14 protein-coding genes are annotated in these 21,772 nt (G+C 64.5%); 4 read left to right on the top strand and 10 right to left on the bottom strand.

The genetic code is table 11. The features are described 5' to 3' along the window. Positions 1-82: 82 nt before the first annotated feature. The 3 genes from odhB to typA form a co-directional block, all read right to left on the bottom strand. On the bottom strand, positions 83-1,357 hold the full coding sequence (gene odhB, locus LGN17_RS18950; RefSeq protein ID WP_226198157.1) for a 2-oxoglutarate dehydrogenase complex dihydrolipoyllysine-residue succinyltransferase: 1,275 nt from the start codon (positions 1,355-1,357) through the stop codon (positions 83-85). A 135-nt stretch (positions 1,358-1,492) separates the two neighbouring features. Then, positions 1,493-4,357, bottom strand: coding sequence for a 2-oxoglutarate dehydrogenase E1 component (locus tag LGN17_RS18945; RefSeq protein WP_226198121.1), 2,865 nt, complete (start codon positions 4,355-4,357; stop codon positions 1,493-1,495). 318 nt (positions 4,358-4,675) lie between these two features. Next, positions 4,676-6,502: a translational GTPase TypA gene (typA, locus tag LGN17_RS18940; protein ID WP_226198120.1), complete on the bottom strand. Its 1,827-nt coding sequence runs from the start codon at positions 6,500-6,502 to the stop codon at positions 4,676-4,678. A gap of 328 nt (positions 6,503-6,830) precedes the next feature. On the opposite strand from typA, the gene LGN17_RS18935 reads away from it, so the two are divergent. From LGN17_RS18935 to LGN17_RS18920, 4 genes are all read left to right on the top strand, one after another. After that, on the top strand, positions 6,831-7,322 hold the full coding sequence (locus LGN17_RS18935) for a MarR family winged helix-turn-helix transcriptional regulator (protein ID WP_175970144.1): 492 nt from the start codon (positions 6,831-6,833) through the stop codon (positions 7,320-7,322). Positions 7,323-7,409: 87 nt separating this feature from the next. After that, complete coding sequence (locus LGN17_RS18930) at positions 7,410-8,906, top strand: efflux transporter outer membrane subunit (RefSeq protein ID WP_226198119.1); 1,497 nt, start codon at positions 7,410-7,412, stop codon at positions 8,904-8,906. Between the two features lie 52 nt (positions 8,907-8,958). Further along, positions 8,959-10,173 carry an efflux RND transporter periplasmic adaptor subunit gene (locus tag LGN17_RS18925; protein WP_226198118.1) on the top strand — a complete coding sequence of 405 codons (1,215 nt, stop codon included), beginning with the start codon at positions 8,959-8,961 and terminating at the stop codon, positions 10,171-10,173. Positions 10,174-10,201: 28 nt separating this feature from the next. Beyond that, entirely contained in the window at positions 10,202-11,761 is a 1,560-nt protein-coding gene (locus tag LGN17_RS18920) for a DHA2 family efflux MFS transporter permease subunit (RefSeq protein ID WP_226198117.1), read from the top strand. Between the two features lie 79 nt (positions 11,762-11,840). On the opposite strand, the gene truB is transcribed toward LGN17_RS18920, so the two are convergent. The 7 genes from truB to scpB all read right to left on the bottom strand — a co-directional run bounded on the left by truB (position 11,841) and on the right by scpB (position 21,541). Beyond that, a complete protein-coding gene (gene truB / locus LGN17_RS18915) occupies positions 11,841-12,773 on the bottom strand; it encodes a tRNA pseudouridine(55) synthase TruB (protein WP_226198116.1) in 933 nt (310 codons plus the stop codon). Positions 12,774-12,786: 13 nt separating this feature from the next. After that, on the bottom strand, positions 12,787-13,185 hold the full coding sequence (rbfA, locus tag LGN17_RS18910) for a 30S ribosome-binding factor RbfA (RefSeq protein WP_021162402.1): 399 nt from the start codon (positions 13,183-13,185) through the stop codon (positions 12,787-12,789). Positions 13,186-13,297: 112 nt separating this feature from the next. Continuing rightward, positions 13,298-16,216, bottom strand: a complete 2,919-nt coding sequence (infB, locus tag LGN17_RS18905) for a translation initiation factor IF-2 (protein WP_226198115.1) — start codon at positions 16,214-16,216, stop codon at positions 13,298-13,300. Positions 16,217-16,307: 91 nt separating this feature from the next. Further along, a complete protein-coding gene (nusA, locus tag LGN17_RS18900) occupies positions 16,308-17,783 on the bottom strand; it encodes a transcription termination factor NusA (RefSeq protein WP_006476166.1) in 1,476 nt (491 codons plus the stop codon). Further along, a complete protein-coding gene (gene rimP, locus LGN17_RS18895; RefSeq protein ID WP_014897219.1) occupies positions 17,783-18,241 on the bottom strand; it encodes a ribosome maturation factor RimP in 459 nt (152 codons plus the stop codon). The genes nusA and rimP overlap by 1 nt, the downstream gene beginning before the upstream one ends. Before the next feature lie 453 nt (positions 18,242-18,694). After that, positions 18,695-20,461, bottom strand: coding sequence for a 23S rRNA pseudouridine(2605) synthase RluB (gene rluB, locus LGN17_RS18890; RefSeq protein WP_226198114.1), 1,767 nt, complete (start codon positions 20,459-20,461; stop codon positions 18,695-18,697). 60 nt (positions 20,462-20,521) lie between these two features. Next, positions 20,522-21,541 (bottom strand): SMC-Scp complex subunit ScpB, encoded by a 1,020-nt coding sequence (gene scpB / locus LGN17_RS18885; RefSeq protein ID WP_226198113.1) that lies wholly within the window; start codon positions 21,539-21,541, stop codon positions 20,522-20,524. Between the last annotated feature and the right edge of the window lie 231 nt (positions 21,542-21,772).

Raw genomic sequence — 21,772 nt, 5'->3', positions numbered from 1 at the left:
ACAATCCTTTCTTCTTGTGCAACCGCACGGGCCGCGCGTGTCGCGCGCCCGTGCGGTGCGGGTCAATGCGGTGAAACTCGGCTTACAGGTCGAGCAGCAGGCGTGCCGGATCTTCCAGCGCATCCTTCATCGCGACAAGCGACAGCACGGCTTCGCGGCCGTCGATGATGCGGTGGTCGTACGACAGCGCGAGGTAGTTGATCGGACGGATCACGATCTGGCCGTTTTCGACGACCGGACGCTCCTTCGTCGCGTGCACGCCGAGGATTGCCGACTGCGGCGGGTTGATGATCGGGGTCGACAGCATCGAGCCGAACACGCCGCCGTTCGAGATCGAGAACGTACCACCCGTCATTTCCTCGATCGACAGCTTGCCGTCCTTCGCTTTCTGGCCGAACTCGGCGATCTTCTTTTCGATTTCGGCGAGGCTCAGTTGATCCGCATTGCGCAGAATCGGCACGACGAGGCCGCGCGGCGAGCCGACAGCGATACCGATGTCGAAGTAGCCGTGGTAGACGATGTCGTTACCGTCGATCGACGCGTTCACGAGCGGGAACTTCTTCAGTGCGTGGACAGCCGCCTTCACGAAGAACGACATGAAACCGAGCTTCACGCCATGCTCTTTCTCGAACTTGTCCTTGTACTTGTTACGCAGCTCCATGACCGGGGCCATGTTCACTTCGTTGAACGTCGTCAGGATCGCGTTGGTCTGCTGCGACTCGAGCAGACGCTCGGCAATACGCGCACGCAGGCGCGACATCGGCACGCGTTGTTCCGGACGGTCGTTCAGCCAGGTCGCAGCCGATGCCGGCACCTTCACTTCCGGCAGCGACGGCTTCGCAGCGGCCGTCTTGGCCGGTGCGGCAGCCGGAGCGGCCTTCGGTGCGCTGCCTGCTGCCAGCGCGTCGCCCTTCGTGACGCGGCCGTCGCGGCCCGAACCTGCGACGTCGCCCGCCGACAGGCCCTTCTCGGCCAGCAGCTTCGATGCGGCCGGCGATGCGGTCGCCGACGATGCCGTAGCGGCGACCGGCTGCGCTGCCGGTGCGGCTGCAGCAGGTGCTGCCGCCGGCTTGACTTCGGCGGCGCCCGCCGCAGCTTCGGCTGCACCTGCCTTCGCTTCGGTGTCGATCGTTGCGATCAGTTGATCGGCAACGACGGTGTCACCGTCGTTCTGCAGCACTTGCGCGAGCACGCCCGCGGCCGGTGCCGGCACTTCGAGCACGACCTTGTCGGTCTCGAGTTCGATCAGGATTTCGTCTTGAGCAACTGCTTCGCCCGGCTTCTTCTTCCACTGCAGCATGGTGGCTTCCGAAACCGACTCCGAAAGCTGGGGGACTTTGACTTCTACGATAGCCATGTGATTTTCCTGGATGCTTAATCTGGGGTATGACGAGGTTCGTGCGATTCCTTCGGCCGGTGCGGCGCGCCACGCGCCCGGCAGGCCAAAAGAGACGGGAAAGCGCATGGCGCCTTCCCGTTTCGCTTCCGTCGGTTATTTCGCGATCGATGCGCTCTTCAGGCGGCCGAAAGCACCTTCGATGAGGGCCTTCTGCTGCTCGTAGTGCTTCGCGTAGTAGCCAACCGCCGGCGAGGCCGAAGCCGGACGGCCGCTGTATGCCAGCTTCTGCCCTTCCTTCATGCCTTCCTTCAGATGGTGCTCGACGTAGAACCAGGGGCCCTGGTTCTGCGGCTCGTCCTGCACCCAGACCACTTCAGTCGCGTTCTCGTACTTCTTCATTTCGGCTTCGAACTGCTTGTGCGCGAACGGATACAGCTGCTCGATACGGATGATCGCGACGTCGTTCGCCTTCGTTTCGCGGCGATGTGCGACGAGGTCGTAATACACGCGGCCCGAGCACACCAGCACGCGCTTGACCTTCTTCGCGTCGATGCCGCCGTCGGTTTCGCCCAGCACCGGCTGGAACGAACCCTTCGCGAGTTCCGACAGGTCCGACACAGCTTCCTTGTGACGCAGCAGCGACTTCGGCGTAGCGACGATCAGCGGCTTGCGGAACAGGCGGATCATCTGGCGACGCAGCAGGTGGAAAATCTGCGCCGGCGTCGTCGGTTGAACGACCTGCATGTTGTGATCCGCGCACAGTTGCAGGAAACGCTCGATACGCGTCGACGAGTGTTCCGGACCCTGGCCTTCGTAGCCGTGCGGCAGCAGCATCGTCAGGCCCGACACGCGGCCCCACTTCACTTCGCCCGACGAGATGAACTGGTCGATCACGACCTGCGCGCCGTTGACGAAGTCGCCGAACTGCGCCTCCCACAGCACGAGCGTGTTCGGCTCGGCGGTCGAGTAACCGTATTCGAAGCCCAGCACGGCTTCTTCCGACAGCACCGAGTCGATCACCGTGAACTTCGCCTGGCCATCAGCGATGTTCTGCAGCGGCACGTACGTGCCGTCGTTCCAGCGCTCGCGGTTCTGGTCGTGCAGCACCGCGTGACGGTGCGTGAACGTGCCGCGGCCCGAGTCCTGGCCCGTCAGGCGCACCGAGTAACCCGATGCGACGAGCGACGCGAACGCGAGGTGTTCGCCCATGCCCCAGTCGAGCGGCTGGTCGCCACGCGCCATGTTGCGACGGTCGTTGATCACGCGCTCGACGAGCGGGTGGACCTTGAAGTTTTCCGGGACCGTCGTGATGCGTTCGCCGAGGCGCTTCAGCTCAGCGAGCGGCACGGCCGTATCGGCTGCATCCGTCCACTTGCGGTTCAGGAACGGAACCCAGTCAACTGCGTACTTGCTCTTGTAGTTCGACAGGACCGGATCGACCGTGTGGTGGCCGTCGTCCATCGCCTTGCGGTACGCCTTCACGTAGTTGTCGGCGTCTTCCGCGGTGATCACGCCCTGCTGCACGAGCTTCTCGGCGTACAGCGCACGGGTGCCCGGGTGCTGCGCGATCTTCTTGTACATCAGCGGCTGCGTGACCGCCGGCGTGTCCTGCTCGTTGTGGCCCAGCTTGCGGAAGCAGACGATGTCGATCACGACATCCTTGTGGAACTGCATCCGGTAGTCGATCGCGATCTGGATCGCGAGCACGACGGCTTCCGGATCGTCGCCGTTCACGTGCAGCACCGGCGCCTCGATCATCTTGACGACGTCGGTACAGTACAGCGTCGAGCGCGCATCGCGCGGGTCGGACGTCGTGAAGCCGATCTGGTTGTTGATGACGATATGCAGCGTGCCGTGCGTGCCGTAGCCACGCGTCTGCGCGAGGTTCAGCGTTTCCATCACGACGCCCTGGCCAGCGAAGGCCGCGTCGCCGTGGATCTGCACCGGCAGCACTTGCAGGCCGTCTTCGTCGCCGCGACGATCCATCCGCGCCTTCGCCGAACCTTCGACCACCGGGTTCACGATTTCGAGGTGCGACGGGTTGAACGCGAGCGACAGGTGGACCGGGCCGCCTTCCGTCGACACGTCCGACGAGAAGCCCTTGTGGTATTTCACGTCACCGGCCGGCAGGTCGTCGACGTGCTTGCCTTCGAATTCTGCGAACAGGTCGGCCGGCATCTTGCCCAGCGTATTGACCAGCACGTTCAGACGGCCACGGTGGGCCATGCCGATGATGATTTCCTGCACGCCGCGCTTGCCCGAGTGCTGGACGACTTCGTCCATCGCCGCGATGAAGCTTTCGCCGCCTTCGAGCGAGAAGCGCTTCTGGCCGACGTACTTGGTATGCAGGTAGCGCTCGAGGCCTTCAGCGGCCGTCAGGCGATTCAGGATGTGCTTCTTCTCGTCGGCCGAGAAGTTCGGCGTCGCGCGGGTCGACTCCAGGCGCTCCTGCCACCAGCGCTTCTGTTCCGGGTCGCTGATGTACATGTATTCGGCGCCGATCGTGCCGCAGTACGTGTCGCGCAGGCCCTTGACGATGTCGCGCAGCGAAGCCTGGTCGAAACCGAAGTACAGGTTGCTTGCGCTGTACGTCTGGTCGAGGTCGCCTTCGGAGAAATCGTAGAACGCGGGTTCGAGTTCGGGAATGGCGGGACGTTCGCGACGCTTCAGGGGATCCAGATTGGCCCATTGCGAGCCGAGGAAGCGATAGGCGCTGATGAGGGACTGGACGTGCACTTGCTTGCGTGCCGCAGCCAGATTGGTGGTGCTTTCGCGCGGGATGAAGGCATTGGCCTTCGCACGCTCGGCGAACGATTCGACGATCGGGAAATGGGCGACGTCATTGGCATTCGAACCGTCCGTTGCAGGTACATTCTGCAGCGCGTCGAAATACTCTCGCCAGTTCTCCGGCACCGATGCCGGATTGTTGAGGTATGCATCGTACAGTTCTTCAACGTACGAAGCATTGCCGCCGAACAGATAGGAGTTCAGCTGAAACTGCTTCATTACATCTGACATTTTACGCTCACCTTTCTTCGAGCTTCTCGAGAAATAGCGGGTTGCTCAACCTTCCGCGACACGGCCTGACCGTTTAGCGGATTGCGAATCAAGTCTTGCTTGGAAGGACCTAAAACTTGCGTGCGCGCAGCATATCACAGAACCGATACCGAAGTTCACGGCGAAATGTGCCTGAAAGCACCGCGCGACGGGGTTTTGCCGGATTGCCACGACCCGCAGGAACAGTGTTTTGCAGATACCCCGATTGCGCACTGCGCAGATGCAAAAAAGGCTGCCCGCAGGCAGCCTTTTCCGTGATGCAGCGAACGGACGAAACGCTTAGTCGATCGCGCCTTCGCGGCTCGCGCGGCGACGCTCGTGCTCCTTCAGGAAGCGCTTGCGCAGGCGGATCGACTGCGGCGTCACTTCGACGAGCTCGTCGTCGTCGATGAATTCGACTGCGTACTCGAGCGACATCTGGACCGGCGGCACGAGGCGCACGGCTTCGTCGGTACCCGACGCACGCACGTTGGTCAGCTGCTTGCCCTTGATCGGGTTCACGACGAGGTCGTTGTCGCGGCTGTGGATACCGATGATCATGCCCTCATAGAGCGCGTCACCCGGCTTCACGAACATGCGGCCACGATCCTGCAGCTTCCACAGTGCGTAGGCCACGGCAGCGCCGTCGTCCTGCGAGATCAGCACACCGTTGCGGCGCTCGAACACCGAACCGTCCTTGACCGGTGCGTACGAGTCGAAGATGTGGCTCATCAGGCCCGTGCCGCGCGTGAGCGTCAGGAATTCGCTCTGGAAGCCGATCAGGCCACGCGCCGAGATCTTGTACTCCAGACGCGTGCGGCCGCGACCATCCGACGCCATGTCGAGCATCTCGCCCTTGCGGCGACCGAGCTCTTCCATCACGCCGCCCTGATGCTCGTCCTCGACGTCGACGGTTAGCAGCTCGTACGGCTCGTGCCGCACACCGTCGATTTCCTGCATCACGACGCGCGGACGCGACACGGCAAGCTCGTAGCCTTCACGACGCATGTTCTCGACGAGAATCGTCAGGTGCAGTTCGCCACGGCCCGACACTTCGAACACCGTTTCGTCGCCGGTGTCTTTCACGCGCAGCGCAACGTTGTGGTTCAGTTCCTTCATCAGGCGGTCGCGGATCTGGCGGCTCGTGACGAACTTGCCTTCGCGGCCGGCGAGCGGCGACGAGTTGACGAGGAAGTTCATCGTCAGCGTCGGCTCGTCGACGGTGATCATCGGCAACGCTTCCGGCGTATCCACCGCGCAGATCGTTGCGCCGATGCCGACGTCTTCAATACCGTTGATCAGCACGATGTCGCCCGCTTCGGCCGACTCGACCTGTACGCGCTCGAGGCCCGTGAACGACAGCACCTGGTTGATCTTGCGGTTCAGCACGTCGCCTTCCGGGCCGAAGCGCATCGCGACCGGCTGGCCCGGCTTGATGCGACCGCGCGTGATCCGGCCGACGCCGATCCGGCCGACGTACGTCGAATAGTCGAGCGACGTGATCTGCAGCTGCAGCGGCGCATCCGGATCCGCCGGACGGACCGGCACGTGCTCGAGGATCGCCTCGAACAGCGGGCGCATATCGCCTTCGCGCGCAGCCGGGTCGAGCGACGCATAGCCGTTCAGGCCCGATGCATAGACGATCGGGAAGTCGAGCTGCTCTTCGGTTGCGCCGAGCTTGTCGAACAGGTCGAAGGTCTGGTTGATGACCCAGTCGATCCGCGCACCCGGACGGTCGATCTTGTTGATGATGACGATCGGCTTCAGGCCGAGCGCGAGCGCCTTCTTCGTGACGAAGCGCGTCTGCGGCATCGGGCCCTCGACGGCGTCGACGAGCAGCAGCACCGAGTCGACCATCGACAGCACGCGCTCCACCTCGCCACCGAAGTCCGCGTGCCCCGGCGTATCGACGATGTTGATGTGCGTGCCTTCGTACTCGACCGCGCAGTTCTTCGCGAGAATCGTGATCCCGCGCTCTTTTTCGATGTCGTTCGAATCCATCACCCGCTCCGCAATCTGCTGGTTCTCGCGGAAGGTGCCGGACTGGCGAAGCAGTTGGTCGACGAGCGTGGTCTTGCCGTGGTCGACGTGGGCGATGATGGCGATATTGCGAAGGGCGCGGGTCATAGAAACCTGGAAATCGTTTGAACGCGCAAAAGCGCCCGCTCGTTTTTCACGGGCGCGCGCATTGCAGCTTGGAAAGCCACAAATTATAGCACGTGCGGATGTCGAGAGCTGGCGGGTACATTGCGACGCAGCAAGAGCCGACCGGCTCGCCCTCCCCTCGGACACGCCCATCAATCGAAGCCCACGTCATCGGCGAGCCCAAAAACCTTATTGCGACAAGGGATTTGTGTGACGTAAAGCACGCCCTTGGCCGTTCGATTAACATTTGCCGCGGCAAGCAACTGTGCCTATACTGCTGCCTAGTCAACTATTGCAGCTTCAGGGTTTTATGTCGGATTCTTCTACCCCACCACCTGTTTCGCCGCTGTCCTCGTATCAGATGAACGACAGCGTCGGTTATCTGATGTCGCGCGTGAAGTCGGTGATGACCAACCTCGTCACGCAACGCACGCAGGAAGAGCTCGGCATCACGGGCACGCAGGCGAGCATGCTGTTCATGATCGCGGTCGGCAAGTGCTCGACGGCCGCCGAGCTCGCGCGCGAATACGGGATCGACGCGAGCGCGGTCACGCGCCTGCTCGACCGGGTCGAGAAACGCGGCCTGCTGTCCCGCGTCCGCAGCATCGAGGATCGGCGTGTCGTGCGGCTCGAGCTGACCGACGAAGGCCGTGCGCTCGCCGAGCGGCTGCCGCCGATTTTCCGCAGTGTGCTCGATCAGGTGCTGGACGGGTTTACGCCGGAAGAAGTCGGGTTCCTGAAGAGCATGCTGCGCCGCATTCTCAGCAACTACTGCGAGACCGCCGGCGGCAGCATCACGTAATAGTTGCCATAACAATTACTTTTGACAGATTAATGTAAGGAAATCCTTGCAGTGTCCATCATTCATTCCGAGTCAGGGATCAGCGCGATGAAATCCTCCCCGTTGTCCGTGCGCGCCGGGTCGTGCCGCACCGCCGTCGCCGTCGCGGTCGCCGCACTGGCACTGGCGGGCTGCGCGAACTACATCGGCATCAAGAGCGACAAGCAGATCGCCCCCGCGTCGCAATTCGAATCCGCCCAGAGCCTGCCGGCCCAGGGCGGCCAGTGGCCGGCGCTCGACTGGGCCAGCCAGTTCGGCGATCCGCAGCTGCCGAAGCTGATCGACGAAGCCCTGCAGGGCAATCCGTCGATCGCGCAGGCACAGGCGCGCATCGCAAAGGCGTCGTCATACATTGAATCGTCGCGTTCGAACCTGATGCCGAAGGCGGAAGCCAGCTATTCGTGGACGCGCGAGCTGTATTCGTCGAACGCGCTGTTCCCGCCCCCGTACGGCGGCCAGTGGTACAGCGAGAACAATGCACTCGCGAGCGCGTCGTGGGAGCTCGACCTGTGGGGCAAGAACCGCGAACGCCTGCATACCGCCGTATCGCAGGAAAAGGCGGCCGAAGCCGACATGCAGCAGGCACGCATCACGCTCGCGTCGTCGGTCGCACGCACCTACAACTCGCTCGCGCAACTTTATGCGCTGCGCGATATCGCACAACGCGAGATCACCAACCGCGAGACGGTCGGGAAGATCACCGACGGCCGTGTGTCGGCCGGTCTCGACACCAACGTCGAACGCCAGACGGCTCGCGGCAATATCGCCACGACCCAGGCTTCGCTGTCGGATCTCGACGGCCAGATCACGACGGTGCGCTACCAGCTCGCCGCGCTGCTCGGCAAGGGTCCGGATCGCGGGCTGCAGATCGCGGCACCCGTGCTGAACCCGAGCGGCGAAGTTGCGCTGCCCGGCAACCTGCCGGCCGATCTCGTCTCGCGCCGCCCCGACATCGTCGCCGCGCGTTGGCAGGTCGAAGCCGCGATGCACGACGTGAAGGAAGCGAAGGCCGAGTTCTATCCCGACGTGAACCTCGCGGCCGGCTTCGGCTTCGATGCGTTCGGCTGGGGCAAATTCCTGAACTTCGCGAGCCGCCAGGCGCAGTTCGGCCCGGCGATCCACCTGCCGATTTTCGATGCCGGCGCGCTGCGCGCGCAGCTCAAGGGCCGCTATGCGGACTTCGACCTGTCGGTGGCGAACTACAACCAGACGCTGATCAATGCACTGAACGACGTCGCGACGCAGGTCGCATCGATCCGCGCGATCGATCGCCAGATGGGCGATGCGCAACGCGCACTCGACGCATCGACGCGCGCCTATGACCTCGCAGTCATCCGCTACAAGGCCGGCCTGTCGCCGCAGTTGCAGGTGCTGACCGCGGACAGCAACCGCCTCGCATCGGAGCAGACGGTGACCAACCTGAAGATGCGCCGCCGCGACATGCAGTTCGCGCTGATCAAGGCGCTGGGTGGCGGGTTCGACGCGACCGGCACGCCGCTCGCCGCACCCGACGCCGACAAGCCGACAAAACAGGCCGCCAACTGATCCGGCGCCACCACTACGCAGACACTCGAAATAACGGACGGAGAAAATCGCCATGAGCGACCAACAAAACGCCGCCAGCGTGCAGCCGCAGAACAACGGCAAGCGCAAACGGATGATGACGCTGCTCGTCGCGGTCATCGTAATCGCGGCCATCGCGTATGGCCTGTACTACTTCCTCGTCGCCCGCTTCCACGAAGGGACCGACGATGCGTACGTGAACGGCAACGTCGTGCAGATCACGCCGCAGGTCACCGGCACCGTGATCGCGGTGAAGGCCGACGACACGCAAACGGTCAAGGCCGGCGATCCGCTCGTCGTGCTCGACCCGGCCGATTCGCAGGTCGCGCTGCAGCAGGCCGAGGCCAATCTCGCGCAAACGGTGCGCCAGGTGCGCGGCCTGTTCGTCAACGACGACCAGTACCGCGCGCAAGTCGCGCTGCGCCAGTCCGACCTGTCGAAGGCCGAGGACGACCTGCGTCGCCGCCTGGCCGTCGCGCAGACGGGCGCCGTGTCGCAGGAAGAAATCTCGCACGCGCGCGACGCCGTGAAGGCCGCTCAGGCATCGCTCGACGCCGCGCAGCAGCAGCTCGCGTCGAATCGCGCGCTGACCGCGAACACGACGATCGCCTCGCACCCGAACGTGCTCGCCGCGGCCGCGAAGGTGCGCGACGCGTATCTTGCGAACGCCCGCAACGTGCTGCCCGCGCCGGTGACCGGCTATGTCGCGAAGCGCTCGGTGCAGGTCGGCCAGCGCGTATCGCCGGGCACGCCGCTGATGTCGGTGGTGCCGCTGAACGCAGTGTGGGTCGATGCGAACTTCAAGGAAGTCCAACTCAAGCACATGCGCATCGGCCAGCCGGTCGAACTGACGGCCGACATCTATGGCTCGTCGGCGGTCTACCACGGCAAGGTGGTCGGCTTCTCGGCCGGTACGGGCTCGGCGTTCTCGCTGCTGCCGGCGCAGAACGCGACGGGTAACTGGATCAAGGTCGTGCAGCGCCTGCCGGTACGGATCGAACTCGATCCGAAGGATCTCGACAAGCACCCGCTGCGCATCGGCCTGTCGATGCAGGTCGACGTGGACATCAAGGACGAACGCGGCGACCAGCTCGTCAACGCACCGAACACCGTCTACGAGACCAACGTGTTCGCGAAGTACGGCGACGAAGCTGATGCCGAAATCGCCCGCATCGTCGCGGAGAACGCAGGCGGCAACGCATCGGCGCCGGCTGCGTCGAAGTCGAATGCCGTCGCGAAGATGATGTAACCGTTCCGACTCCGGAAAAACAACCGACATGGCACAGGCTCCTGTCTCTCACCCGCCCTTGCAGGGCGGGCAACTCGTGATCGGGACGATCGCGGTATCGCTCGCGGTGTTCATGAACGTGCTCGACACGTCCATCGCGAACGTCGCGATCCCGACCATCTCGGGCGACCTCGGCGTGTCGTCCGACCAGGGCACGTGGGTCATCACGTCGTTCGCGGTCGCGAACGCAATCTCGGTGCCGCTGACCGGCTGGCTGACCGACCGCTTCGGGCAGGTACGCCTGTTCCTCGCGTCGATCATCCTGTTCGTGATCTCGTCGTGGATGTGCGGGCTCTCGCCCACCCTGCCGTTCCTGCTTGCGTCGCGCGTGCTGCAAGGCGCGGTCGCAGGCCCGATGATTCCGCTGTCGCAGGCGCTCCTGCTGTCGAGCTATCCGCGCGCCAAGGCGCCGATGGCGCTCGCGTTATGGGCGATGACGACGCTGATCGCGCCCGTTGCCGGCCCGATTCTCGGCGGCTGGATCTCGGACAACTACTCGTGGCCGTGGATCTTCTACGTCAACATCCCGGTCGGCATCGCCGCCGCCGCCGCGACGTGGGCGATCTACCGCAATCGGGAGTCGGCCGTGCGCCGCGCGCCGATCGACGGCGTAGGCCTCGCGCTGCTGGTCGTCTGGGTCGGCTCGCTGCAGATCATGCTCGACAAGGGCAAGGATCTCGACTGGTTCGCGTCGACGACCATCATCGTGCTCGCGCTGACTGCCGTCATTGCGTTCGCGTTCTTCGTCATCTGGGAATTGACCGCCGAGCATCCGGTTGTCGACCTGTCGCTGTTCCGCATGCGGAACTTCACCGGCGGCACGGTTGCGTTGTCGATCGGGTACGGCTTGTACTTCGGCAACCTCGTGCTGTTGCCGCTGTGGCTGCAGACGCAGATCGGCTACACCGCGACCGACGCCGGTCTCGTGATGGCGCCGGTCGGGCTGTTCGCCATCCTGCTGTCTCCGCTCACCGGGAAGTATCTGCCGCGCACCGATCCGCGCTTTATCTCGACGGCGTCGTTCCTGACGTTTGCGCTGTGCTTCTGGATGCGGTCGCGCTACACGACGGGCGTCGACGAATGGTCGCTGACGCTGCCGACGCTCGTGCAGGGCATCGCGATGGCGGGCTTCTTCATCCCGCTGGTGTCGATCACGTTGTCCGGCCTGCCCGGCCATCGCATCCCTGCGGCATCGGGCCTGTCGAACTTCGTGCGGATCATGTGCGGCGGTATCGGCACATCGATCTTCCAGACGGCCTGGGACCATCGCAACAACTTCCATCACGCGCAACTGGTCGAGCAGGCGAACGTCTACAACCCGACGTTCAACCAGGCCGTCACGCAGATGGGCAACCTCGGGCTGACGCAGGACCAGGCGCACGGGCTGATCAACAACATGGCCACGCAGCAGGCCGCGCAGCTCGGCGTGAACGACCTGTTCTACATCTCGGCAGCGATCTTCGTGTTGCTGATCGGGCTGATCTGGATCACGAAGCCCGAGCGCTCCGGTGGTGGCGATGCAGGTGCCGCGGCATCGGCTGCGCACTGAGCACGCAGCCTGGACGCAAACAAAAAGCCCGGTCGACCGGGCTTTTTCATTTCGACGGGCGCGCGTTCGCTCGGCTGCGTCAGGCCGCCGTGACGACGAGCCGCTCCGGCGCCAGTACGCCGCTCGCCTTGCGAGCCACACCGAGCAGCCGAGTCGCGTCGTACACACGTACACGCTCACCTTCGGCCGCATCGATCGGGTCGAGCGCCGACAGCGGCAGACGCTGGCCGTGCAGGAATCGCTTCGCGCTGGTTTCATCGAGACGAACCAGCGGAAAGGTCGACAACAACGCGTCGACCGGCTGGAGCCACGCATCGCGCGACGCGTCGTCGGCATCGGACAGCGCATCGAGCGTCACCGCATGCTCGAGCGTCAGCGCACCGACGCCCGTGCGACGCAGCATCGTCAGATGCGCACCGCAACCGAGCGCCTCGCCGATATCCTCCGCCAGCGTGCGCACGTACGTGCCCTTGCTGCAGGTCACACGAAACGTCACGTCAGGCAAGTCGCACGCGAGCAACTCGAGTGCGAGGATCGTCACGTTGCGGCCCTCGCGCTCGATGGTTTGCCCCGCGCGCGCATATTCGTACAGCGGCTTGCCGTCGCGCTTGAGCGCCGAATACATCGGCGGCACCTGCACGATCTCGCCGGTGAAGCGCACGAGCGCGGCTTCCACCGCCGCGCGATCGCATTCGACGGGCCGCGTGTCGATCACCTCGCCTTCCGCATCGCCGGTGGCCGTACGCTGGCCGAGGCGCATCGTCGCTTCGTAGGTCTTGTCCGCTTCGAGCAGATCCTGCGAGAACTTCGTCGCCTCGCCGAAGCACAGCGGCAGCAGGCCCGAAGCCAACGGATCGAGCGTGCCGGTGTGACCGGCTTTCTTCGCGAGCAGCAGGCGCTTCGCGCGAATCAGCGCGTCGTTGCTCGACAGGCCGACCGGCTTGTCGAGCAGGAGGACGCCGTCCAGCACGCGCCGGGGCACGCGCGGACGTTGGGATGCTGCAGTCGTCATAGGCCGGTCGAGCTCAGTCGTCCTTGGTAGCCGCATCGGCCTCGTCGTCGTCCTTCGCGCGCGTCGAGTTCGCTTCCTTGATCAGGCGCGACATTTCCACGGCCTTCTCGATCGTCTGGTCGTAGTGGAAATGCAGCGTCGGCACCGTATGAATGTGCAGGCGCTTGAACAACAGGTTGTGCAAGTGACCCGATGCGTGGTTCAGCGCTTCCTGCGTCTTGGCCGGGTCGCCGGTCAACGCAGTGAAGTAGACCTTCGCGTGTGCGTAATCCGGCGTCAGTTCCACGCTCTGGATGGTCACGATGCCGATGCGCGGGTCTTTGACCTCGCGCATGATGAGTTCGGACAGATCCCGCTGAATCTGGTCGGCGATCTGAACGTTGCGATTGGGGGAAGTCCGTTTCCTGGACATGATCGATCCGTATCCTTTATCAGGATGAAGCGGCGGCCAGTATTGGCACGCCACCATGAAAATGGGCGGGACAGGCCCAAGCCTGCCCCGCCCATGAGCCGATGCGCGACGATTACAGCGTACGCGCGACTTCGGTCACTTCGAAGACTTCGAACTGGTCGCCTTCGATGACGTCGTTGAAGTTCTTCACCGACATACCGCACTCGAAGCCTTGCTTGACTTCCTTCACGTCGTCCTTGAAGCGCTTCAGCGATTCGAGTTCGCCCGTGAAGATCACGACGTTGTTGCGCAGCACGCGAACCGACGACGAGCGCTTGACGATACCGTCCGTGACCATACAGCCAGCGACCGTACCGACCTTCGGCACCTTGAACACCTGGCGCACCTCGACCATGCCGGTGATGACTTCGCGCTTCTCCGGCGCCAGCATGCCCGACATTGCCGCCTTCACTTCATCCACTGCGTCGTAGATGATGTTGTAGTAGCGGATGTCGATGCCGTTCGACTCGGCCAGCTTGCGCGCCTGTGCATCCGCACGCGTGTTGAAGCCGATGATGACGGCCTTCGATGCCGTTGCGAGGTTGACGTCGTTTTCGCTGATGCCACCCACCGCGCTGTGTACGATCTGCACGCGCACTTCGTCGGTCGACAGCTTGAGCAGCGACTGTACGAGTGCTTCCTGCGAGCCCTGCACGTCCGCCTTGATGATGAGCGGCAGGTTCTGCACTTCGCCTTCGCCCATCTGCTCGAGCATGCTTTCCAGCTTCGCGGCCTGCTGCTTCGCAAGCTTGACGTCGCGGAACTTGCCTTGACGGAACAGGGCGATTTCACGCGCCTTGCGCTCGTCCGGCAGCACGATCACTTCCTCGCCCGCACCCGGCACTTCCGACAGACCCTGGATTTCGACCGGGATCGACGGGCCGGCTTCCTTCGTCGGCTTGCCGTTCTCGTCGAGCATCGCACGCACGCGGCCGTAGGCCGTACCCGCCAGCACGATGTCGCCGCGGTTCAGCGTACCGGACTGAACGAGGATCGTCGCGACCGGGCCCTTGCCCTTGTCGAGCTTCGCTTCGATCACGATGCCCTTGGCCGGCGCCTCGACCGGTGCCTTCAGTTCCAGCACTTCAGCCTGCAGCAGCACGTTCTCGAGCAGATCGTCGATGCCTGCGCCCGTCTTTGCCGACACCGGCACGAACGGCGAATCGCCACCGTATTCTTCCGGCACGACGCCTTCCGCGACCAGCTCCTGCTTGACGCGATCGGGGTTCGCTTCCGGCTTGTCGATCTTGTTGATCGCGACGACGATCGGCACGCCACCCGCCTTCGCGTGGGCGATTGCCTCCTTCGTCTGCGGCATCACGCCGTCGTCAGCGGCGACCACCAGCACCACGATGTCGGTCGCCTTCGCGCCGCGTGCACGCATTGCCGTAAACGCTTCGTGGCCCGGCGTATCGAGGAACGTGATGACGCCGCGCGGCGTTTCGACGTGGTAAGCGCCGATGTGCTGCGTAATGCCGCCCGCTTCGCCCGCGGCAACCTTCGCGCGACGGATGTGGTCGAGCAGCGAGGTCTTGCCGTGGTCGACGTGGCCCATCACCGTGACGACCGGCGGACGCGGCAGTTGCTCTGCGTCGGTGCCGGTTTCGCCTTCGACGAGCAGCGCTTCCGGATCGTCCAGCTTCGCGGCAACCGCGCGGTGGCCCAGTTCCTCGACGACGATCATCGCCGTTTCCTGGTCCAGCACCTGGTTGATCGTGACCATTTGGCCCATCTTCATCATCACCTTGATGACTTCGGAGGCCTTGATCGACATCTTGTGCGCGAGATCGGCAACCGAAACGGTTTCCGGCACGTGCACTTCGCGGACGATCGGCTCGGTCGGCGCCTGGAACGACGATGCGCTGTCCTGGTGACGGCCGCGCCCCTTCGGGCCGCCGCGCCAGCCGCGGTCGACGCCGCCGCTCGAATCGCCGCGCGTCTTGATGCCGCGACGCTTCGACGCGTCGTCCTGCCAGCCGCCCTTGCCTGCGCCCGGCTTCTTGTTGCGGTCGCCCGCGCCTGCCGGCGCCTGCGTCGTTGCCGGTGCTGCACCGGCCGGCTTCTTCACGGCCGGACGCGCCTGCGCACCTTCCGGCTTTGCCGGCTTGTGCAACGTGCCCTTCGCTTCGGCCGGCTTCGGCGGCTCGACCGGCTTCGGCGGCTCGACTGCCTTGACCACGGCCTTACGCGGCGTGTTCATCATTTCGCGAATCGCGCGCGCTTCGGCTTCCGCCGCCGCGCGGCGCTTGCTGATCTCTTCCTGCTCGGCGCGCGCCTTATCCGCCGCCTCGCGGGCCGCGTCTTCAGCCTTCTTCGCCGCTTCGCGCTGCGCCGCACGTTCGGCGGCTGCGCGTGCTTCGTCCTGCGCGGACTGCGTAGGCGCCGCTTCCTGCTCGGCTGCAGCGGCCTGCTGCGCGACCGCCTGCTGCTGTGCCGCCGCAGCTTCGGCCGCGGCACGCTTCGCCGCCGCCTCTTCCTCGGCGCGACGGCGCTCGGCTTCGGCCGCCTCCTCGCGGGCGCGGCGTTCCGCTTCCTCGCGCTCGAGGCGTTCCTGACGCTCGCGGAGTTCCTGCGCCTGCTTCTCGAGCAGCTCGGCCTCGCGGCGCGCCTCTTCCTCGCGACGCTTCAGTTCTGCATCGTCGTCCGCTTCGGCGACCTGCGCCTGACCCTGTTCCGCACCCTCGCTCACGTCGTCGCGCTTGACAAACGTACGCTTCTTGCGGACCTCGACCTGAATGGTGCGAGCCTTGCCCGTCGCGTCAGATTGCTTGATCTCCGACGTATGCTTGCGGGTCAGCGTGATCTTGCGCTTGTCGCCGTCGGTTGCGCCGTGCGACTTGCGCAAATGATCGAGCAGACGCGCCTTGTCCGTTTCGGACAGCGCATCGTCTTCACTCGCTTTCTGGACGCCCGCTGCCTGCAGCTGTTCGAGCAGCACACCAGCAGGCATTTTCAGTTCCGCGGCAAATTGGGCTACGTTGTTACTCGCCATTCATTCCTCTTAGTGCAAGGACCGATTCCTTGCGGTTAGCATCGGGTCAGGCCATACGGCCGCCATCAAATCAGTGCGCCATGGTCATTTCTCACTGGAACCAGTGTTCACGTGCTTTCATGATCAACGCCTTAGCGGCATCCTCTTCCATTCCGGTCATGTCGACCAGTTCATCTACAGCCAGCTCGGCGAGATCGTCGCGCGTCTGCACGCCGTGTTCGGCCAGCTTCGCGAGCAACTCCGGCGTGATGCCGTCGAGGCTCTTGAGATCCAGCGCTGCGTTCTCGACCTTTTCTTCGTTCGCGATGGCCATCGTCAACAGCGCGTCGCGTGCGCGGTTGCGCAGTTCGTGCACGGTGTCCTCGTCGAACGCCTCGATTTCGAGCATTTCGTTGAGCGGCACGTACGCGATCTCTTCCAGGCTCGTGAAGCCTTCGTCGATCAGGATGTCGGCAACTTCTTCGTCGACGTCGAGACGCGCCATGAACAGCGCACGCAGCCGGTCGCGCTCTTCACCCTGCTTCAGGGCGGATTCGTCCGGCGTCATGATGTTGATCTGCCAGCCGGTCAGTTCGCCTGCAAGGCGAACGTTCTGACCGCTGCGGCCAATCGCGACAGCCAGCTCGTTCTCGTCGACGACGACGTCCATCGAGTGCTTTTCTTCATCGACGACAATCGACTGGACAGCTGCCGGCGCGAGCGCGCCGATCACGAACTGGGCGGGATCCTCCGACCATAGCACGATGTCGATGTTTTCGCCACCGAGCTCGTTGCGCACGGCCTGCACGCGGGAACCGCGGATGCCGACGCAGGTGCCGATCGGATCGATCCGCTTGTCGTATGCGATGACGCCGATCTTCGCGCGCACGCCCGGATCGCGGGCAGCCGCCTTGATCTCGAGCAGACCCTGCTCGATTTCCGGCACTTCCATCTCGAACAGCTTCATCAGGAACTCGGGCGCCGTACGCGACAGCTCGATCTGCGGGCCGCGCGCGGTGCGGTCGACCTTCGCGATGTACGCGCGCACGCGGTCGCCCACGCGCAGGTTTTCCTTCGGGATCAGCTGATCGCGGCGCAGCAGCGCTTCGACACGGCCCGATTCGACGATGAAGTTGCCCTTGTCGAGGCGCTTCACCGTACCCGTCATGATCTTTTCACCACGCTCGAGGTAGTCGTTCAGGATCTGCTCGCGCTCGGCATCGCGCACCTTCTGCAGGATCACCTGCTTCGCGGCCTGTGCGCCGATGCGACCGAACTCGATCGACGGAACGGGTTCCTCGACATACTCGCCGACTTCGACGTCGGGCTTCTGCTCACGTGCCTCGAACAGCAGGATCTCGCGATCCGGCTCCTGCAAGCCTGCCTCGTCGGGGACGACGAGCCAGCGACGGAAGGTTTCGTGCTCGCCGCTTTCGCGATCGATATGGACGCGGATTTCGGCGCCTTCGTCGAACAGCTTCTTGGAAGCGGACGCGAGCGCAGCCTCGAGGGCGCCCAGCACCACATCCTTGTCGACGTTTTTCTCGCGCGCCAGCGCATCCACCAGCATCAACACTTCGCGACTCATTATTTGCGGCTCCTAAAGTCAACTTGCGGAATCAGGCGGGCTTTGTCGATATCGGCCAGCGTGAAATCCAGCATGGCCGCCTCGCCCTTCTTCCTCTCAAATTCCAAACCGATCGTTTCGCCATTCGGCGCGTGCAGAATGCCCCGGTACGTCTTGCGCCCGTCCAGCGGCTTTTTCAAGGTCACGGAAACTTCGCTGCCCGCGAAGCGCTCGAAGTCGGCCAGCTTCTTCAACGGGCGGTCGAGCCCCGGGGACGAGACTTCGAGCCGTTCGTAATCGATGTTTTCGACCGTCAAGACGTGCTGGAGCTGACGCGTGACCTTTTCGCAATCTTCAAGCGAGATGCCGGCAGGCTGATCGATATAGATGCAAAGCATGCCCCGCCCGGTGCGCTCGAGATCCACCAGCTCGTAGCCGAGCCCGGTGACCGTGGTTTCTATCAGTTCCGTCAGTTGCACTGTGTCCTCTCAGGTGTTCGCGCCCGCCGCTCGCGATTCACCCGCGGGCGCGCGCCTTAGCCGGCGCAGGAAGCGCTACCCGAGATGCCTAACCGTTTCAGCAAAAAAAAATGGGCGGAACGCCCATCTTCTTACTGGTGGTCGCACCTGAGCCGCACATTGAATCCGTACGCCCAGCGACTTCGCGATTATAGCGATTTTTGGCGCAAACGCCAAGCCAGCCGGTAAAAGCAGCGTGTCGACTGCCTTTACGGGCCCAAAAATGCGAAATCGGGCTGCTCGATCAACCGGCGCGATCGACGCATGCCGGCAATCGGACATGCCGGCGGCCATCCAGCGCCGCGCGACATATATACAGTCGAAAGCAATAAACGCAATGCCTTGCGTCGACAAGACCGGCCGGATGCCGATCCGGCCGGCACGCCGACGGCCTTGCACCGCATGCCTGAATGCTCAGCGACTGCGCGTGCGGCTGCGCTGCGGACGCTGACCGCCGCGCGGGCCGCCGCCGTTGCCGGCGCCGTCGGCACGATTGCCGTTCGGGTTGCGATTACCACCGCCCTTGCTGCCGCCGCGCTTGGGGCCCGCGCTGTCGCGCTTGGGACCTGCACCATACGACGCGCGGTTGCCGTCGACATCGCCACGGCCACCGCCAGCGCGATTGCCATCGCGCCCGCCTCCGCCTGCACGGTTGCCATCTCGACCGCCGCCGGCGCGATTGCCGTAGCCCGACGGCGCGACCGGCAGGCTGCCGTAGCCGCTCAGGCCCGGCAGGCCCGGCCCGCCGCGGCGACCACCGCCACGACGCGGCTGATCCAGCTGCCCGTGCGTCGTCAGCACCGGCTCACGGCTGATGAAGCCCATCGACGTCTGCATCGGATCGGGCTGGCGTCGCTCGGCCTGGCCGGCAGCGCCGCGCTTGCCCTTTTCCTCGGACGGCGCTTTCAGGCCGACGGTCGCCATCAGCTTGCGCACTTGCGTGTCGTCCAACTCTTCCCAGCGACCGCGCTTCAGGCCGCGCGGCAGCGGAATCGGGCCGTGACGCGTACGGATCAGGCGGCTCACCATCAGGCCGACTGCCTCGAACATCCGGCGCACTTCGCGGTTGCGGCCTTCGGCCAGCGCAACGTGATACCAGTGGTTCGTGCCTTCGCCACCGCCGTCGCGGATGCGCAGGAAGTTCGCCGGGCCGTCATCGAGCTCGACGCCGTGCAGCAGCTTTTGCCGCATGCCTTCGGCCAGCTCGCCGACGACGCGCACCGCGTACTCGCGCTCGACGCTGTAGCGCGGGTGCATGAAGCGGTTTGCAAGATCGCCCGAAGTCGTCAGCATCAGCAGACCTTCGGTATTGAAGTCGAGGCGGCCTACCGCAAGCCATTTCGCCGTCTTCATCGGCGGCAGGCGGTCGAACACCGACGGACGGCCCTCCGGATCCGCATGGCTGACGATCTCGCCCGTCGGCTTGTGGTACAGCAGCACGCGCGGCGGCTTGTTCGGCAGCTTGCGCTTGACCGGCTTGCCGTTGATCCGCACCTGGTCGGTCGGCATGATGCGCTGGCCGATGTGCGCCGGCTCACCGTTCACCGACACGCGGCCGGCAACGATCAGCTCTTCCATTTCGCGGCGCGAGCCCATGCCCGCCTCCGCCAGCACCTTGTGAAGTTTCGGCGCGTCGTCGTCAGGCGACAGCACGCGCTTGTTCGCCGGCTGGTTGCGGCCGCGACGCAGCATCGGCGCGCGCACGCCGCTACCGCCCGCGGAGTTGTCAGCGTCGAATGCCGGCGACGTCACGTAGGCGAACAATTCGTCCTGGGACGCATCGCCGCCTTCCACCTTCGCCGCACCGCTTTCAGCCTTCGATGCACCACCGCGACGTCCCTGACCGCCCTGGGACTTGGCCGCAGCACCTTCGCGCTTGGCGGCCGGCTTGCGAGCACCCTTGGCCGCACCTTCCTTGCGCGGTGCACGCGCCGGCTGCTGCGCTTCGGCGGCTTCGGCCGGCTGCGTGTCAGCGCCTTCGCCGCCCTGCAGCTCGCCGTCGGCGCCCTTCGACTTGGCCGCCGCGCGACGCCGCGCGATCAGGCTGCGCGGGCCTCGCCGCAGACCGCGGCGGGGACGCTCGTCGCCACCCTCGGCCGAAGCGCCCTGCTCCGGTGCATCGTCGGCACGCGCCGCCTGCACGGCAGGCGCGGACGATTCAATATCGTGGATATCTGTCAAAACAACCTCAAAATGTCAGGTCTCGCGCCCGGCGCGGGCGCGGCAAGAAGTTGGCCGCGATCAGGCGCGACGCTGTTCGGGTTCTGCTTCGTCGTCAGGCAGCGCGTCGGCACCGATGGGTGCACTGGCGCTTCGTACGGCATCGGCGAGACTGTCGGACGTGTCGTCCAGCATCTCGTCGTCCGCAGGACGGGAACGGGGGGCGTCGGCCTGACCAGCCTCGCCAGGCATGTCGCCGGCCGCTTCCGCTCCGTCTCCGGCAACCGCTTCGGCCGCCGGCTTGCGATCTTCCTCGCTCCAATCCGCGCGCAGCGGCTCGGGCTGCACACCGGCTGGCACTGCTTCGGTGCCAGCCTGTTCGATTTGTTCCGTTTGCCCGCGATCAGTATCGAGCGTATCGCGGCTCGCGATTTCGTGCGTCGACGCGACGTCCGCCGCGGGATCATCCGGCAATCCTGCCGATTGACCGGCGAATGCCTCATCCGTTTGCGGCGCGTCGCCTGCGACCGCCATGCCCTCGTCGAAATCCATCGCCTGCTGCGCAAGCAGCGCGGCCTCGATGTTCGCGGCCGGCTCTTCGAGCGCAGGCAGGTCATCGAGCGCCTTCAGGCCGAGGTCGTCGAGGAACTGCTTGGTCGTCGCATACAGCGCCGGGCGCCCCGGAACATCACGATGACCGATCACTTCGATCCAGCCGCGATCCTCGAGTTGCTTGACCACCTGCGTATTGACCGTCACGCCGCGAATCTCTTCGATGTCGCCGCGCGTGACGGGCTGCCGGTACGCGATGATCGCGAGCGTTTCGAGCACCGCACGCGAATACTTCGGTGGCTTCTCGGGATGCAAGCGATCCAGATAGTGACGCATCGCCGGCTTGCTCTGGAAGCGCCACCCGGTTGCGAGCGCCACCAGTTCGACGCCGCGACCGGACCAATCCTGTTTCAGATCTTCGAGCAACGTGCGGACCGTGTCAGCCGACACGCCGTCGGCAAAGAGCTTGCGCAAATCGCCGAGTTTCAGCGGTTCCTGCGCGCAGATCAAAGCAGTCTCGAGGACGATCTTCGCCTCTTGGGTATTCATGCAGCTAGGCCAGACCCTGTGGTCAAACGAACCGGATCAACAAACAGACGAAAGGAACGGAAGACGCGCTCGCCCGATTCTGATCGGTCATATTGATGGGAGCACGAACCGGGGGCGGCGAACCAACTTCAGGCCAGGCCCAAACCGGACGGAACAGCACGGCTCAACGACGGAACCGCGTGACTGAGCGCCATATTACGCAAAATTGCCCGGTGCGTAAAGATGAGCCGA

It is taken from the genome of Burkholderia sp. AU30280, assembly GCF_020420125.1.
GTDB lineage: Bacteria > Pseudomonadota > Gammaproteobacteria > Burkholderiales > Burkholderiaceae > Burkholderia.
The sequence above is the reverse complement of the archived record's forward strand: the minus strand, read 5'-3'. Positions and strand labels throughout refer to the sequence as shown.